Raw genomic sequence first — 15,745 nt, forward strand, 5'->3', positions numbered from 1 at the left:
CGATCCGGCTGCGCATCGGCATGGCACATAGGGCGTCCGCCTTGCGTAACGAAGCGTATCTGCCTAAGCATGGTGGCAAGTTCCGGCCCCGCATCGGGGTTGGCGATATGAAGCGAGTTTCGGCCATGGTGCAGCACAGCCGCCCATCGCCGCAGAGTTCCGGCCCGACCGGCCATTATACGGGCAAGCGCGCCCGTTGCGGTCCGGGGGAAGGGAGCAAGGCTGCGGCCATTCCGCCCCCGTTGAAACAACGGGGCTTCCTGCCTCAGGCCGCGCGTGCGCGGCGGTCCTATGCGGCAATTGATCTTGGCACCAACAATTGCCGTCTTTTGATTGCCAAGCCTTCTGCCGATGGCTTCATCGTGATCGACGCCTTTTCCCGCATCGTCCGGCTGGGCGAAGGGTTGGCGGCGACCGGCCGGATCAGCGATGCCGCCATTGATCGCGCGATCGCAGCTCTGTCCGTCTGCGCCGACAAGCTGCGGCGGCGGCATGTGACGCTGGCGCGATCGGTCGCGACCGAAGCCTGTCGTCGGGCAAGCAATGGCGAGGAGTTCATCCAGCGCGTGTATCGCGAAACCGGCATCGCGCTCGACATCATCAGTGCGGAGGAAGAGGCGCGGCTTGCCGTGCTGGGATGCCATGCGCTGCTGGAACCGGGGAATGGACCGGCGCTGATTTTCGACATCGGCGGGGGATCGACCGAACTGGTGCTGGTGGATTCCAATGGAACGACCGGCGCGCCGCGGATCGTGGATTGGGTCAGCGCGCCGTGGGGCGTCGTATCGTTGACCGAAAGCGAAGCGTTCGACCATGGCGATGCGGACGACCGGCTGGCGGCCTATGAACGGATGCGGGCGCGGGTGCGCGATGCGTTTGCGCCGCTCGCCCGCCGCTTGCCGCAGGATGCGGAAAACATCCGCTTGCTGGGAACGTCCGGCACGGTCACGACGCTGGCCAGCCTGCACCTCAATCTGCCACGCTATGATCGTCAGGCGATAGATGGCCTGATCGTGCCGTGCGATGCGATGCGGGCGATTTCGGAACGGCTTTCGACCATGGCGATCGTCGATCGGCAGAAGCTGCCCTGCATCGGCACCGAGCGGGCCGATCTGGTCGTGGCGGGCTGTGCGATATTGGAATCCATCCTCGACATCTGGCCCGCTGTGCGGCTCGGCGTGGCGGATCGGGGCATTCGTGAAGGCATATTGCGCGGGCTGATGGACCGCGACGGGAGCATGATGTGAGAGGCGCGGGCGCAGGCAAGGTGCGGGTCAAGACCGCCAAGGGGCGCACGGCGCAGTCGGTTCGTTGGCTCGAACGACATCTGAACGACCCTTATGTGCGCAAGGCGAAGGCCGAAGGATGGCGCAGCCGGGCTGCGTTCAAGCTGATCGAGTTGGATGAGAAGTTCCATTTCGTGAAGGGATCGCGCTCCGTGGTCGATCTGGGCGTGGCACCGGGCGGCTGGGCGCAGGTGGTGCGCAAGCTGGCGCCCAAGGCGGCGGTGGTGGGCATCGACCTGCTGCCGACCGATGATATCGCGGGCGTGACGCTGTTCGAAATGGACTTCATGGATGACAAGGCGCCGCAGCTTTTGCGGGATGCTTTGGGCGACGCGCCGGATCTGGTGATTTCCGACATGGCGGCCAACACGGTCGGCCATGCCCAGACCGACCATCTGCGCACCATGGGGCTGGTCGAGGCGGCGGCGTGGTTTGCGGTCGAAAATCTGCGCAAAGGTGGCACTTTCGTCGCCAAGGTGTTCGCGGGCGGGACGGACGGCGAACTGCTGGTCCTGCTCAAGAAGAATTTCACGTCGATCAAACATGCGAAGCCACCCGCCAGCCGCAAGGGCAGCGTCGAATGGTATGTTGTGGCGCAGGGTTTCAAGGGGCGGCCGGACGAACCGGCCAGAGACCGGGCGGGCGATCTTCTGGAAGAATAATCCGGTCTACCGAACGGCGGGATAACGGGAATAAGGCGGGGGCTTTTGGTCGCAACGGTATCGACGGTGGCTTATCTGGGGCTGGAGGCGCGCGGCGTCGAGGTGCAATGCCAGCTTGTTCCCGGTCTCCCCAACTTCATCGTCGTGGGCCTGCCGGACAAGGCGGTTGCGGAAAGTCGCGAGCGGGTGCGCAATGCCATCGCCGCGATCGGGCTGTCGCTGCCGCCCAAGCGCATCACGGTGAACCTGTCCCCGGCGGACCTGCCCAAGGAAGGGTCGCATTTCGATCTGCCGATCGCGCTCGCGCTGCTGGGTGCGATGGGTGTGATCGATGCCGAAACGCTGGCTGGCTATGTCGTCGTTGGCGAAATGGGGCTGGACGGGCGGACCGCGCCGTCGCCGGGCGTGCTGCTGGCGGCGATCCATGCGGGCGAGCGGGAGATGGGTCTGGTCTGTCCCGCCGCGCAAGGGGCCGAAGCGGCCTGGGCCGGGCAGGTGGAAGTCGTCGCCGCGCCCGACCTGCTGAGCCTGCTCAATCACTTCAAGGGAACGGCGGCGCTGTCGCCGCCATTGCCCGGCGCGGTCGAAGCGCCGGTGCGGGGCGCTGACCTGCGGCAGGTCAAGGGGCAGGAGAGCGCCAAGCGCGCGATCGAGATCGCGGCGGCGGGCGGGCACAACCTGCTAAGGTATTAGCAACCTACACCCGGTAGGATAACACTGTGGACGCGATCATTTACATCCGTTGGTCAAGCGCTGAACAAGGCAAGGGAAGCAGCCTTGAGCGTCAGCGTGAGGATTGTCTCGCCCATGCTGCGCGTAAGGGATGGCGCGTGGTCAATCAACTCATCGACGATGGGCTCTCTGCGTTCAAGGGCAGACATGCCACCGTCGGAAAGTTGGGCGGCTTCGTGGCAGAGGTTGAGGCGGGCGCTTACCCGGACGGGATAATCCTGTTGACGGAAAAGCTCGATCGCCTGTCCCGCGAGCAAGCAAAGAGGGTCTTCGCGTGGATGCTGCGGATGACCGAGCTCGGCGTCGTTGTGGCGACCGTCGACGGCGACCGCTGCTACGACCGTGACAACATGGACATGGCCGCGATCATCGAGGTGGTCGTGAAGGCGCAGCTCGCCAACGAGGAGTCCGAGAAGAAGGCATCGCGTCTTGCAGCGGCCTGGGCAGCGAAGCGACGCCGTCTTGAGCGCGGTGAGCAGGTCATCCTGACTAGGCGCGCGCCGGCTTGGCTGAGCGTGGAAGGAAGTCCGCCCAGGTTCGTCGTCAGAGAGGACAGGGCGGCCATCGTGCGCCGCATCTTCGAGGAGACGGTTTCAGGGGCAGGGAAGAATCTGATAGCCCGCAGACTCAACCTAGATGGTGTAGCGCCGTTCGGACGTGCGGAAGGCTGGCATCCATCCTATGTTCAGAAGATTCTGGCCAGCCCCGCGGTGCTGGGCGAGTTCCAGCCAGGGCGCAAGCCGAGAGGCGAGCCTCGTCAGAATGCAGGCGACGTGATCCCCAACTACTATCCGCAGATCGTCGATGCCGATCTGCATGCGGCCGCTCAGCGTGCCACATCCGCTCGGCACCGTCGCGTCGCAGGGCGGGGACGCCGACTGGTGAACCTCTTCTCGGGTCTCGCCGTCTGTAAATCCTGCTCGTCGAAGATGACCTTCAGGGCGAAGGGTCTCAAGCAGCGCGCGAATGGGGAATGGGTCAACGAAGACTATCTCATCTGCGACAGCTACCAGCGCGGCCGCGGATGCACCAACGGGCACCATTTCAACTACCCGCTCTGGGAGGACGGCATTCTGAATGCGATCCTGCTGGACGCGATGGAGGACCGGCATTTCTCGTCTTCGGACGCCCTTCGCCCACTTGAAATCGAGCTGGCCGAACGGCTCCGCCAACGTGCGGCTGCCAAGGATCAGTCTGAAACCGCCCTCGATCTCTACATCAGGACGGGTCGGCAAGAGGTGAACGATCGCTGGATGGCTCTGGTAGCCGAAGTGGACGGACATGACGCGGCCGTGATGGAGCTACAGCGTCGCATACTGGTCGCCCGGGGCTCCGTTTCCCCAGAAGAGCATCGGAATCGCATCTTTGATCTCAGGACCACGCTGGAGGACGGGGACGAGGACGTTCGGTTCGAAACCCGCTCACTCGTGATGGAGGCAGTCCACGAGCTGGTGACGGCGATGTCATTTTATAACAACCCGGCATGGATTGAGATCCTTACGAATGACGGCGTGACCATCCATGTATGCTGGGAGGAGTGGACTGACACCGTCAAGGGGATGACCTGGTCCAAGTGGATGCCAAAATAGGATTTAGTGGGTTTTCTGATGTCCCGCTCAAGTTTATTTGTCGCTTGCATCGAGCTCGAAAAAAAATCGCCTTCAACTAGCACCACGGCTGCCGTCGCCCCTCCCACGGGCGCGCCAAGCCCTCGGACACCAACTGCATGCCGAGAGATTTACCGTTCCTCGCCAAAATGCGGAGCTTTCTACCGTATCGATCACGGTCTCTATCAGCCATCAACTGTTCGAAGGGGCCGCTATTTATCAGTTCAGCAAGCCGGATAGTGGCCCTTTCGCCCAAGTCCGCTTCCGACGGACACCGGGGCGGATGCGTCTCGGGCGCATCGATGTCGGCGATGCGGACCTTTTCGCCGTCGATCCATGCGGTGTCGCCATCCACGACACAGTTGGTTCCGCCACCTGTATGGCAGAAAGTGAATCTCGCGCTTGTTTTCGCCGTGGATGTCGTGCCGAGGTCAAGCTGCGTATCGGTCGATGCGAAAGCTTGGCTGGAAGCGGCGAACGCCTCCGCTGTTGATGCATCGGCAGGCGAGCTGAATTTGCCTCTCCCGGCGTCGGTGGAGAGATAGGTGAAGACGAATACCCCGACGAACATCAGCGACACGCACACCAATGCCAGACGCTCCATAGGGCCTATCTGCCCCTTTCGTTTCTTGGAAGGGTCATCGCGCCTGCGCCGTTCGCGCCTATCCGTTCGGCGGCTCATTCGACTTTGCTGCCGAACATTCGCGCGAACCATGGGCGGGAGGCTGGCTCATATTTCACAAGCTGCCTTCTGTCGGGCATAGGTGGTGGCGGGGTCTGCGAAGCGAATGGCGTTTGTCTCTGTCGTTCCCGCAGCACGGCCGCAACATGGTGATCGACAGAGCGGCGCACGAGCCGGTGGAGTTCTCCGAGATTTGCATCGAGCTGATCCATGGGATTCACTTGCGGATCGTAGGCGACGCCTGCTGCGTCGACTTGCGGAGGCGAATCTCGATGCGACGACGGCGCTGGTCATCACCCTTTGCCGTTCCATTTGCTACCTTGTCGACGGGCACGATCATCTGTGCACCGGACATTGGCAGGATGGCGACGTTCCGCAGCCGGGGGTCAGCTCGCAGCAGGTGAACCACCGCGACCGCCCGGGCCATGGCAAGACCCGCGTTATCCGTTGAGCGCAGGGCGGCAATGGGTGTCCGTCCCACTGATGCAGGTATCAGCGCGGCGTCCAGATTGCTCGAACCCGACATCGGCACCTCGTCAGTGTGCCCGATCACCTCTACGACGTCGACGTCATAGTCGGACACGCTTCGGGCCAGCATCGGGATCACCTCGGACTTGAGGTTGCGTTCGAACTCCGGACGGAGCGTCGCTTTGCCGCTATCGAAGAAGTAGCCGCCGGCCTCGCTCAAGCTGAAGAATGGCGGCCACTGCCCCTTCCTCCCCTTTGACGAGGCGGCGACGACCTCCTTCACGAAGCGCTCGGGGTCCTTCACGCCGCTTGCGGCCGCTGCCTCTCTGACCTGACGTCCAACCTCGGCGTCCTCAAGCAGATGCTTGCTGTCGACAGCGCCAGCCTCGACATGCTTTCGTGCGTCGATGGCCCGCTTCAATTCCTTGAAGTAATCGCTAGAATCCTTCGCATCGGGATATGCGCGTTGCAGCTCCTCGATGAGCTGGGAGGCGCCACCACTATCGAGAGCCTGAATTCGTGCATCTCTGTTCTGCAACGCCGCGGCAAGCGCCATGAGCAAGACAAAAAGGAGAAGGATCATGATCTCGGCCATCGTGAGGCCGAGGACGAGGCCCCGTCGATAGGATTTGTCCTGACGGAGGTCGAGCTGCTGGTCGCTCACGTATTGGCCGCCTGCACCCGATCGACAAGGGTGCCGGTCATATCGACGAGCGCGCCATGGACCTTGGTAACATTGTCACGGGACCGGTGCAGTTCGCGCTCGAGCGCGGCATTGTGCTGCTCAAGCGTTTCCAGACTGGCTTCTGCCCTACGCGAGAGGTCATCGGTGAAGGTCTGTTGTGTCCTGGATATCGCTTGGAACTGCTCTTCCATAGCTGATGCAGCCCGGGCGAAGGAGTCCGCGGTCTTCGTCGCCATGTCGCCAGGAACTGACTTTACCTCAGCCAGTCGGGCCGTAAGTGATTCTTCGAACCTAGTAGTGGAAGCATCGAACTCAGCGATATGCTTCGCCACCTCCTCGACGACCTCCTGCAACGTCCGGCCGGTTTCGCCAAGCGCCCCTTGCGTTTCCGCAAGCTGCTCAGCCCGGCCGGCAAGTTCGCCGAGATTCTGCTGCGTTTTCTCCGCTGCGGTTTCCAACGACTTCAAAGATTGGGCGATGGCGGAGGTGGAATCCTGGATGTCTTCCATGGCATCGACATGCTCCTCGATCCCGGTGATCACCTTCTCCGTCGCCGCGGTGAAACGCCGGGCGCTGGCGAGCGTAGCATTGGCCTGTTCCGCCGTCGTGTTGGTGGCGTTCGTCGCCATCGTGCTTATAGCGGTCCCAGCGGCCGCGGATGCATCGGCGATCGACTTCGTCGCCTGCTCCTGAACATCTATGAGCGAAGCAACTATGTGCTCGCGCAGTTCGACCAGCGCCTGCCGCGTTTCCCGGCCGTAGTCGTTCATGCTGACGGTCATGGCCTGGAGTTCCGCCTTCAGCCGACTGGCAGCATCAGCGAGCTCGACGCGGGCGGTGTCTTCCGTCTCAACTAGATCAACCCTGCTCTGGCTGAAGAACACGCGCAGCACGAGGCCCATGATCGTCGTGGCCAGCGCGATACCAAAGCCCTGAACGATGGTCGTCGCCGTATTGGACGGGTCGAAGAAGAAGATGGCGTATGCCAGGCTGGTGAGGGTGTAGATCAGCCCCAGATAATAGCAATTGTCGCCTGCCTGATCACCGCGGAGCCGACCCGTGCCGGATGTCCGGACCACAAAGGCGTATCCCAGCATCGTCGCCGCAGCACCTGCCGCCACGATGACGGGGGAGATACCCATATACTTCACGACGAGGATGGCTGCTGCACCACCGAAGGCGAACAGAAGAAAGCCCCAACGGTCTATCCAGCCGCGTTCATCCAGAAGATCCCGCTGATGGGTCTCGATCTCGCTCATTCACCCGCTCACATTGTAAATGCGGCGCACGGTCCCACCCTCGGCGCCAATGATATTGTCCCATAGGTCGGCAAGAGACCGGGGTTGGGTTGAGGCGGCGTCGCTGCGTTCGAGCATCCACAGTTCGACGTCGACGCCGCGAAGGTCGGTCCGAAGGCGTCGGAATGTCGCCCCGTCAACGAATTCCCGAGCGTCCGGCAATCCACGATAGAAACTGACGTCGCCGGTGTTCTGTAGAAGGTCCGAGGCAACGACGAGCCGCTTAGGAATCGCCTCCTGACCCGGCTTCTGCAACTGAGTGAGCGCAACCGACTGGATGGATTCGAGGATCGGCGACTGGTCTGCATTGCTGGCTGTCGCGATCTGCTCGAACGCCTCCGTCAGCGGCTTGTCAAAGTTCTCTTCCCAATCCCTCTGTGTGGCGTCTGGATCACCGGTGGCGGCGCTGACGTCGTTGGCCGTTCCGGGATTGCAGCGGATGATCACAGGGTTGAGCAGGCTGTCCTTCGTCGCATCGACCTTCGCCACCATGAGCTGCCCGTATTGCGGGATCGAGTTCTTCAGCTTGGTGAGCTGATTCGAGAAGTCCTGTCGCTGGGGCGTGTTCATTGGATCCGTGACATCAACAAGAAGCACCGTCACGCTGGTCACCTTGCTCGGGCAACGAGTCTCGTCATCGAGATCCTGTTTGGAGGACGCCACGACGAAATAGACTGTCCCAAACGCGATCACCACTATCGCGACCAGCAAAATCTTGAACAGGGCGCTCCTGCTGTCCGCATCCCTCCGGGCGGATGCGGCCGACTTCGTGCGTCCGCGTCTGGAACGACGGTCCCGTGGCAACCTAGTCATCGGCGATGCGCTTCTTCAGTTCGTCGAGGGGTTCGAAGCTCGCAATGGCCTCGTCGAAGGCAGTGGAGATCTCATCGACGGCTGCCTCGAGATTCTCCTCGGCGGCCTCGATCGCGGAGCGCGGTATGCCGTCACCTCCAGGCAGAGGCAGCGGAGTTCTCGAAAGACGCCATGATGTCTCGAAGCGATCTGGTGCGGGTGTGGACCGTGCAGCGCGGTTGGCATTGCGGTATTCCTGCAGCAGGGCGTTCGCGACCGCTTCCAGCTGCGTCCCGTATTCATCGTAGCGGCGTCGAAAGGCTTCGCGCGCGGTAAGTATCTGCTGTCGTTCGGCATGCTGCCGTGCAAGCTCCTCGCGCACGTCGGTCGCCTGCTCGATGGCATCGTCACGGATATCGGTCAGCTCGTGTTTCGCATCCTCGAACTCGGCCACATAGTCGTCGCAGCGCTTTGCATGCCTCGTGGCAGTCGCCCCATATCCCGGATAGGGGTCATCCATCTTGTATCCTGCCATGGCGGCCGTGATGGCGAAGACGATGCCTGCCACAACTAGGCCGTAGGAATACAGGCTGTCCAGGCCACTCCCCAGCATTCCGAGCGCGGCCGTCTCCGGATGCGGAATACCTAAGGATTTGGCATCCCGGTAATGGGCGGCCATCAAATTCCAGACGAGGGTGAAGATGATCCACAGCGTGATGCCGATCCCGGCCAGCGTGCGAGCGGTTGCACCCTTGAGGTTTTTTCGCGGCCAGAGCAGCCGTCCTGCGACGCCGGCGACAAAGACGTTGATCGCGCCGACGATTGCCGCAGCGAGAACGCCGCCCAGATATCCCATGCTGTCGTTGAGGCGGAGGAGCATGGAGTTGGCGATCGTCTCGATCAGCCAGCAGACCGCCATCGTCCCATAGGTGCTGATCGGTGCGGCAGCCTCATGGGCGGGACGCTTCAGTCCGTTCTCGTTCTTGAAGTCGCGGAGTTCGCCATAGCTACCGCTGATGGCATCGCGGCTGTTGGTCAACCGACCACGCCTGACGAGGACCTCAGCCTTGAAGTCACCCACTGCGAGCTTCGCCTGGGTCCGGATAGAGCCGAGGTTCGCGATGAGAGATAGGCCATTCAGGCGCGAATCGTATGTCCGCACGCTGTTTGCCGCATCGATCTGCGCCCTGCCGAAATGCTCCTGTACGAATGCCGCGACCTCGGTCTCGACGACGTCCAGCGTCTCCGACGATGATTGCGGGAGTTCGAGCGTTCCCTGCTCGGCGCCTCGCTCCTTGAGTTTCAGCGCCGCCGACACCTCCGCCCGGTCGATCTGGATGAACGGATCGTCCATCGGAGCGCGCATCGGCTCGCTCCGGTCGAAGAATTGCGATAGTTTAGACCATGCCCCCATAAGTCGCATTTAGACGCGGTATAGAGCTGAATCCAAGTCACATTCTGGCGTGGGCAAGAAAATGCCCCGCAGCGTTTCTCCGGTGCCACTTACCACAATTAGCCTGTCGGAGGCTCGGATGCATTGGTGAAAAGTCGTATAGGGGACGAGACGATGCTATGGATGACCCTCATGCTTTTCTCGCCATGTGCTCGGGCGTGTGCTGTGAAGGGACAGGGGTAACTGACCGGACATGGTTGCAGTGGGGATGACGTGTGCAGCGGATCCTCACGGCACCATCCTCGAAGGTATGCTCCGTCAAGCGTCCCGTGATGCACTGAGGGCATTGCCAAAGCCGAACCCCGTCGACGGTCTCGAAGCGAAGGTCGTCGCCTGCGATGCCGCATAGTTCGGATATGTAGCGGGACGGCTGCCCATCATCGTAGAGAAGAAACGCACCACGGCTTGCACGGGTCAGAGCAACGTAGAATAGCCGACGCTCTTCGGCATACTCGAATGTCTCGGGTCTAGGGATGACGAGATTGAGAAGTTCGTCGTCCTCAATCCGGCTGGGGACGCCATAGTCGCCCTCGCTGATGCCGAGGAGGATCGTGTAGTCCGCCTCAAGCCCCTTCGAGCGATGAAACGACAGGGCTGACACGTCGATGTTCCGGTATGCGGGAGGCTCGCCATCAAATGGATCCAGCAGGTTATAGCGCCACAGCACCAGAACCTTCAGCCGATCGCCATCGTGCTTGCGCCATTGATCGGCTATGCCTTCCAGGAAGGTGTCTAGGCGACCAAGCAGCCTTTGGCAGGCATCAGCGAACTTCGACTTGGTTTTGCCCACCTTCACCGGGATCGCACGGATCGAACGCGGAATCGCCGGACGCGACGACCTTACCGTCTTTGACATCTGCGCGGGGTTCTTCTGGATGAAGGCGGCGGCAGTGTCGGCAAGTAGCTGGTTGCAGCGGTACGTGCGTTGCAGTCGGCCTTCCCAAGATGCCCCGAAATGCGTCTTGAAGTCGGTGAACAGCGTGATGTCCGATCCGGTGAATCGATAGATGGACTGCCAGTCGTCTCCGACAGCGAAGAGCTTGGTGAAAGCGCGCTGATGCTTGAGCGCCTTGATCAGCCGGGCCCGCGGATCGGATATGTCCTGGAACTCGTCCACGAGGATCAGCGAATAGGGGGACTTGTATCGGCCGGTCTCGACCAGTCTGACTGCGTCCCCGATCATCGAGTCGAAGTCGATGCGTCGCTGCTCCTCGAGCTTGCGGGTGTATTCTTCCGTTATGGCCATCACCACCCTCGCGAACCGCTCGGCGCGCTGTGGGTGATGGAGGGACTTCCCCTTCTTGAGCAGAATGTCGAGGGTCAGGTTGCTCGCACGGATGTGCTTGATGCAGACGGCGATGATCTTGCGATAGTGGTTCAGAACCACCGGTTGGACAGCCTTCAGCACCTCCTCCAGCGGCCGCTCGACTAGCGTCATTCCGCGCTTCTCGAGCTCGCCCTTCAATCGGACGAGCAAAGATCCATCGCTCGCCTGTGCCGAGGTCGTCTCGAACAGATCCGCACCCAGTCGCGTATAGGCGGCGCGCTTCAGCCCAGTATGCTTCACATAGTCAGGGAAGGGTGAAGTTCCATCGGCATTGATGGCGAAGTGTTCGTGGATCGTATCCGTGGCTGGGTAGTAGAAGTCCGGATCGATCCATCTGTCGCTTCCGTCCTCGTCCTGTGTCTTAGTCCGGCGCTCATATTCGAAATCGACGGTGTTCAGCCAAAGCCAGTTGGCTATGGTCTGCTCCTCCAGTGACTTGACGTATTCGCCCGAATAGGTGCCGATCTCCTTTGGCCTTCGCCCCTTGTTGTCGGCCATGTAGGCCCGATAGGATGCTTCATCCTTGAACTCCGCTGGCGGAATATGCGCCTTGGGGTAGAGGATGAGTATCTCAACCCATAGGCGCCGGAATTCCTCATCGGCCCTGATCAGCTTTTCGATGATGTCGTTCAGGAAGCGAGCTTCGCCAGATGCGCTCTCCACCCAGTTCACCATCTGCGGGGGCCGTCCCTCGACTTCCTTGATGATGCCGAGGCCAAGCGCATGGAAGGTCGTGACACGGCATTTCAGATCTCCGGCGGGCACTTCAAGCTGGCGGGCGATGCGCTCCTTCAGCTCGTCTGCGGCATGCTTGCCGAAGGCGAGCACGAGAATTTCCTCCGGCTCGTGCAACTTCTTCTTCAGGACATAGGCCACCTTGCCGACCATGGTAGCGGACTTCCCTGAGCCGGCCGATGCGACTAGCAGGTTGCTGTCCTCAAGCCGGATGCAGGCTTCCCGCTGTTCCTCGGATAGCGGGAAACCACCCAGATCGTTGAAGAAGCTCTCGAAGGCCTGCATTTCATGGGCAACGAAGTCTTCGTTGTAGCGCTGTCGCTGGCTCGGATCGGTCAGGATGCTGAACGAGGCGGGCAGGCTGGACCGCATCTCAGCAGGCATGTGACCGTAGTTGAAGAGCGGATGGGTCAAGGCCGCGGAGGCGCTTCCTGGGACTGACGCGATCGCTCGGCTGATGTCGGACTGAGCCAGATACTGCTGTCTCGCCCTGACGATGCCAGTGATGGCATCGTCGACGACCTGCAACTGCTCCAGGTTTTTGCCGATCAGGTCTGACAGATGGTGATTCACGAACACGCGCAGGTCGTTATGAAGGCCGCGCGCGGATTCCCCGGATAGGCCCGTCAGGGTGTCGAGGCGGCTTCTCGTGCGTATCTCGACAGAATGCCAGAGCAGGGCCTTGCTGACCGAGACGTCGGTGATATCCATGCAGGACAGATCGTCCTCGCCGAGCCGCAGCCGGTGGCGACGCGATCGGTCCAGCACTAGCTTCCAGTTTCTGCCCAGAAGCAGGCGTGCCCAGAGGCTCGGGCGATATGTCTGGGAACGGCTGAACATCTTGGTCGATCAGGCTCGCGGGAAGATCGCGTTCACAGGGGCCGTCCACGGACTAAACCCCAATGAAGAATCGTCCGTCGTCCTACACTCCATACCGCTTGTTGCCGCCACTAGTGATGCAATAGCGCCCGCCCCGCGGACCTATGCAGACGGTTCCACCGCTGCAGGGGCAGCCGGACGATCCGCCATAGCTTCCACTTCCACCGCTCCGCCTCTTGGTGGAGGACTTCTTCCGCGACTTCTTGGCGCCTGAGGTGAAGGGGTATGGCCTTGGGGCTGGGAAGCCAGAAGATCTTGCCGAATTCGTCCCGCGCGTGGAGTGTGGGTGGGATCGAACCGGACCGACATAATCAGACGCAAGGAACCGGGAACTGACCCAGCAGGAAGGCCTCTCCAGCTTCGACCAGCCGCCTCCAGCTTCGACCAGCCGCCTCCAGCTTCTGAAACCAATACGGATTTGCCCTTGGACAGCTTGGCCACCACGCGCTCTCCGACATCCGGGCGCGATCGGCAGTTGACACCTTCAGCAGTCACATATGACGCCCACGCGGGACACGAAAAGGCAAATGCCGCCAGCAGAATAGCGGTGCAAACAAATCGATAGATTTCAGTCATGATCCCCCCGTGAGCCACGACGATATTTCGTGGTGAGCCTATGCGCAACCGGTGGTCTTTCCCTTTAGTCAACATGGCCCGGTGCCGACTTTTCTACCAAGGCACCGCTATGCCAACACGGCTCCAGATTTGACCGACTTCCTACAAATTCTACAGAAGCCATCTCATCCAAGTGACGATAAATGTCGCGGATCCGCGTGAGATTTGCGGGGTAAAGCACCATGCCAAACGTGACACGGGGCCTTCATCGTGCCGCTTTTGGGTCGACTCAAGGCGCGACCTTCAGCTGAATGCCCTTTGCCTCCTTCCGGCGCTGGTCGGTGCGACGTCGCCGGAGCTCCTCATTGGATGTGCTGGGCCAATATCTTTCGCTGAGTCGCTTGAACACGGCTCCATCGTAGGCGCGCGATGCCCTTTCCCAGCTTGCTTTCGGCGGTTGCGGAAGGTGGGAGGATATCTCGACTGATCTGGTCGGCCCTATCCTCGCCTTCCGCTCCCCGCAGGTCGTGCACCGCATCCGCGGCGCCGCCTCCGTGAACAGATCGCTCCAGCCGCGCTGCTTGAACACCCACCATAGCGATTTCGGCTCGAAGATCTGGAAGTTGCTGCAGCCTTGGCAGTCGACGCGCAGGCAGGTGTGCGTCTGCGCGTATGCGATGATGCAATCACCTTGGCAGGTCGGCCAGTGGTCGCTTAAGGGGACCAAGCTGCGCTGCCTCGCCTTCTCCTCTGCGAAGGGGGTGGGGACGGGAGGATGCCGCTTCGTGATGCGCTCGTGCTTCATAGGCGGCCTCAGGCGGCTTGCGAGAGTGCGGCGGCACCCGGAGTATCGGAGCGGGCGAAGAGGGATTCCCAATCTCCACCGTCGAAGTAGATCAGATGCTCGTCATCCCCGTCGATCTCGTAGACCAGGCACATCACGCCTTCGTCCTCGTGGTAGACCTCGATGAACTCGTAGCCGATGACGTTGGATTGCAGGTTCGGCTGGCGCATTCGGCCTCGGCAGGAGGCGTCATGGATGTCCCAGAGGTTCGCGACGACCGCGCACCATCCGGCGCCGTCGACGCTCCATGAGCCGAATTCCGCCCCATGCACGACATCGCTCGACCGCTCGGCGTCCATCGCCAGGATCGCGTCGCGAATCGCTCTTGCCCTCTCAATCTCCAGCACTGCCACCTCCCGCGTGTCGGGACCGTGTGGCGCGGCAGTCGATACCGTTCGGTTTCCCATTGGGGTTAACGAACCGTGTAACCAACCGGGCGACGGCGTGTTCGACTGCGTCCCGCCTTTCACGCGCGCGTGCGCGGAGCGTATGTAGAACCCACCTATCGACTCTTCGGGATTCAGATTCCTGAAGATTGGATGAGAGAGGAAAAAAGGAGTCTGAAGCGTCGCGTTAACAGAATTTTCACGGCTTTCGTCTGTAAGCTCCGCCGGGGCGTTTGAGTGCATGTCTTTTCCTCTCTATCTAATCTTACACTTTAATAACTTCTGTTGAGACGCGCGTGCGCGCGCCCAGGAAAGGTGAAACCCGCTGTGCGCACCCGACTCGAAGGCCATTGGGCGGACACACGGACGGGGGAAAGCACCTCCCCCCCGACCGCTGCCTGCCGGGTGCCGTTTTCAGCCCATCTCGAACATGAGTTTCAGCGTCCTGACATCTAGGACCGAAGGCATGACACCGACTGGGCCGACGACCGGCATTTGGCCCGGCCTCGTCGCGCACCTCGCGGTCAGCGCCGCGCGCGCCAGTTCGTAGCCCTCATCTCCGTAGGTGCCTGTCATCTCCCGGATGAGTATCCGACCCTTGCTCGTGACCTTCGCAAGCGCTCCCACGTTCGGAAAGAGCAGCACCGAAGGCGAATTTTTGTCGCGCTTCCAGAGCCGACCACCGGCGATGGTCGCTGCCTGGGTCACCCCGTCTGTGACGACCGCGCGGACGTCCATCAGGCCTGCGGCAGGGTCCGCTACATCGACGCTCGCGAAGAATAGGCTCCAGTTCTTCGAAAGCGAAAATTCGCAGAGGGCATCGACGTCGGTGACCTGAGGTCCGCCCAAAAACAGCACGTTCGGATTTCGGCCTGCGTGGCCGGGCGTGGTCCCCATCTCGAGCTGCATGGCGCAGACGACGTGGTTGATCCCGTCGCTGTCGAAGGTAGCATGGTCGGTGCGGATGTCCGATGTGGTCGAGGTCATGTCATCTTCCTGTCTGATGCGCCTGCCGGCGCGGGTTTCCGTGTTCGGAGACCTTTTGAAGGCTTTTTTCCCCTCATCTTCCGGTCTCAACCGATCTGCATCTGAGATGCTGATGCGCGGGCGGATGGACAGCGGGCTGTTCCGTCCCATGCGGGCCGCAGCCGTGGCGGCTGGCGGCGCGCGATCCCGAATGGCGCCGTGCCAGGCGCTCATTTCATCCATTTTCCATCACTCCATTGGTTCACCGAGGGGCGGCGGAAGCCGGCCTTTCAGGCGCATGCCAGGAGGCATACAGGCTGCCCCAACGACATGGGGCGCGGAGGCGAGAAGGCCGCCAGCGCCGGGCCCTGCGGCCCAGGGAAATGCT

Annotated in this window: 12 protein-coding genes and 1 pseudogene; 4 read left to right on the forward strand and 9 right to left on the reverse strand. The window is 61.5% G+C overall.

The genetic code is table 11. The annotated features are described in order from the left end of the window. Positions 1–125 precede the first annotated feature (125 nt). The 4 genes and pseudogenes from WA070_RS04945 (at position 126) to WA070_RS04960 (ending at position 4,269) form a co-directional block, all read left to right on the forward strand. Positions 126–1,247, forward strand: a complete 1,122-nt coding sequence (locus tag WA070_RS04945) for a Ppx/GppA phosphatase family protein (RefSeq protein WP_422633070.1) — start codon at positions 126–128, stop codon at positions 1,245–1,247. Continuing rightward, a complete protein-coding gene (locus tag WA070_RS04950; protein WP_422633036.1) occupies positions 1,244–1,948 on the forward strand; it encodes an RlmE family RNA methyltransferase in 705 nt (234 codons plus the stop codon). The genes WA070_RS04945 and WA070_RS04950 overlap by 4 nt, the downstream gene beginning before the upstream one ends. A gap of 45 nt (positions 1,949–1,993) precedes the next feature. Continuing rightward, a pseudogene (locus tag WA070_RS04955) lies at positions 1,994–2,632 on the forward strand (magnesium chelatase domain-containing protein); the annotation flags it as partial. Positions 2,633–2,667: 35 nt separating this feature from the next. Continuing rightward, complete coding sequence (locus WA070_RS04960; RefSeq protein ID WP_422633037.1) at positions 2,668–4,269, forward strand: recombinase family protein; 1,602 nt, start codon at positions 2,668–2,670, stop codon at positions 4,267–4,269. Between the two features lie 76 nt (positions 4,270–4,345). Here the strand turns inward: WA070_RS04960 and WA070_RS04965 are convergent, their stop codons facing one another. From WA070_RS04965 to WA070_RS05005, 9 genes are all read right to left on the reverse strand, one after another. Then, entirely contained in the window at positions 4,346–4,891 is a 546-nt protein-coding gene (locus WA070_RS04965) for a thermonuclease family protein (protein ID WP_422633038.1), read from the reverse strand. 295 nt (positions 4,892–5,186) lie between these two features. Continuing rightward, positions 5,187–6,101 (reverse strand): hypothetical protein, encoded by a 915-nt coding sequence (locus tag WA070_RS04970; RefSeq protein WP_422633039.1) that lies wholly within the window; start codon positions 6,099–6,101, stop codon positions 5,187–5,189. After that, positions 6,098–7,381, reverse strand: coding sequence for a hypothetical protein (locus tag WA070_RS04975; RefSeq protein WP_422633040.1), 1,284 nt, complete (start codon positions 7,379–7,381; stop codon positions 6,098–6,100). Before WA070_RS04975 ends, WA070_RS04970 begins: the two co-directional genes overlap by 4 nt. Beyond that, positions 7,382–8,116, reverse strand: coding sequence for a hypothetical protein (locus tag WA070_RS04980; protein ID WP_422633041.1), 735 nt, complete (start codon positions 8,114–8,116; stop codon positions 7,382–7,384). A 109-nt stretch (positions 8,117–8,225) separates the two neighbouring features. Beyond that, positions 8,226–9,566, reverse strand: coding sequence for a hypothetical protein (locus tag WA070_RS04985; protein WP_422633042.1), 1,341 nt, complete (start codon positions 9,564–9,566; stop codon positions 8,226–8,228). Positions 9,567–9,795: 229 nt separating this feature from the next. Further along, positions 9,796–12,567, reverse strand: a complete 2,772-nt coding sequence (locus WA070_RS04990) for a UvrD-helicase domain-containing protein (RefSeq protein WP_422633043.1) — start codon at positions 12,565–12,567, stop codon at positions 9,796–9,798. Positions 12,568–13,450: 883 nt separating this feature from the next. Next, positions 13,451–13,966, reverse strand: coding sequence for a hypothetical protein (locus tag WA070_RS04995; RefSeq protein WP_422633044.1), 516 nt, complete (start codon positions 13,964–13,966; stop codon positions 13,451–13,453). Positions 13,967–13,974: 8 nt separating this feature from the next. Then, a complete protein-coding gene (locus tag WA070_RS05000; RefSeq protein ID WP_422633045.1) occupies positions 13,975–14,352 on the reverse strand; it encodes a hypothetical protein in 378 nt (125 codons plus the stop codon). 453 nt (positions 14,353–14,805) lie between these two features. Further along, complete coding sequence (locus WA070_RS05005) at positions 14,806–15,600, reverse strand: hypothetical protein (RefSeq protein WP_422633046.1); 795 nt, start codon at positions 15,598–15,600, stop codon at positions 14,806–14,808. Between the last annotated feature and the right edge of the window lie 145 nt (positions 15,601–15,745).

Source organism: Sphingobium sp., assembly GCF_049304695.1.
Taxonomy (GTDB): domain Bacteria; phylum Pseudomonadota; class Alphaproteobacteria; order Sphingomonadales; family Sphingomonadaceae; genus Sphingobium.

Coding starts and splice junctions, on each gene's coding strand:
- WA070_RS04945 (WP_422633070.1), top strand. CDS start 126: ATGGTGCAGCACAGCCGCCCATCGCCGCAGAGTTCCGGCCCGACCGGC.
- WA070_RS04965 (WP_422633038.1), bottom strand. CDS start 4,891: ATGGAGCGTCTGGCATTGGTGTGCGTGTCGCTGATGTTCGTCGGGGTA.
- WA070_RS04975 (WP_422633040.1), bottom strand. CDS start 7,381: ATGAGCGAGATCGAGACCCATCAGCGGGATCTTCTGGATGAACGCGGC.
- WA070_RS04985 (WP_422633042.1), bottom strand. CDS start 9,566: ATGGACGATCCGTTCATCCAGATCGACCGGGCGGAGGTGTCGGCGGCG.
- WA070_RS04990 (WP_422633043.1), bottom strand. CDS start 12,567: ATGTTCAGCCGTTCCCAGACATATCGCCCGAGCCTCTGGGCACGCCTG.
- WA070_RS04995 (WP_422633044.1), bottom strand. CDS start 13,966: ATGAAGCACGAGCGCATCACGAAGCGGCATCCTCCCGTCCCCACCCCC.
- WA070_RS05005 (WP_422633046.1), bottom strand. CDS start 15,600: ATGGATGAAATGAGCGCCTGGCACGGCGCCATTCGGGATCGCGCGCCG.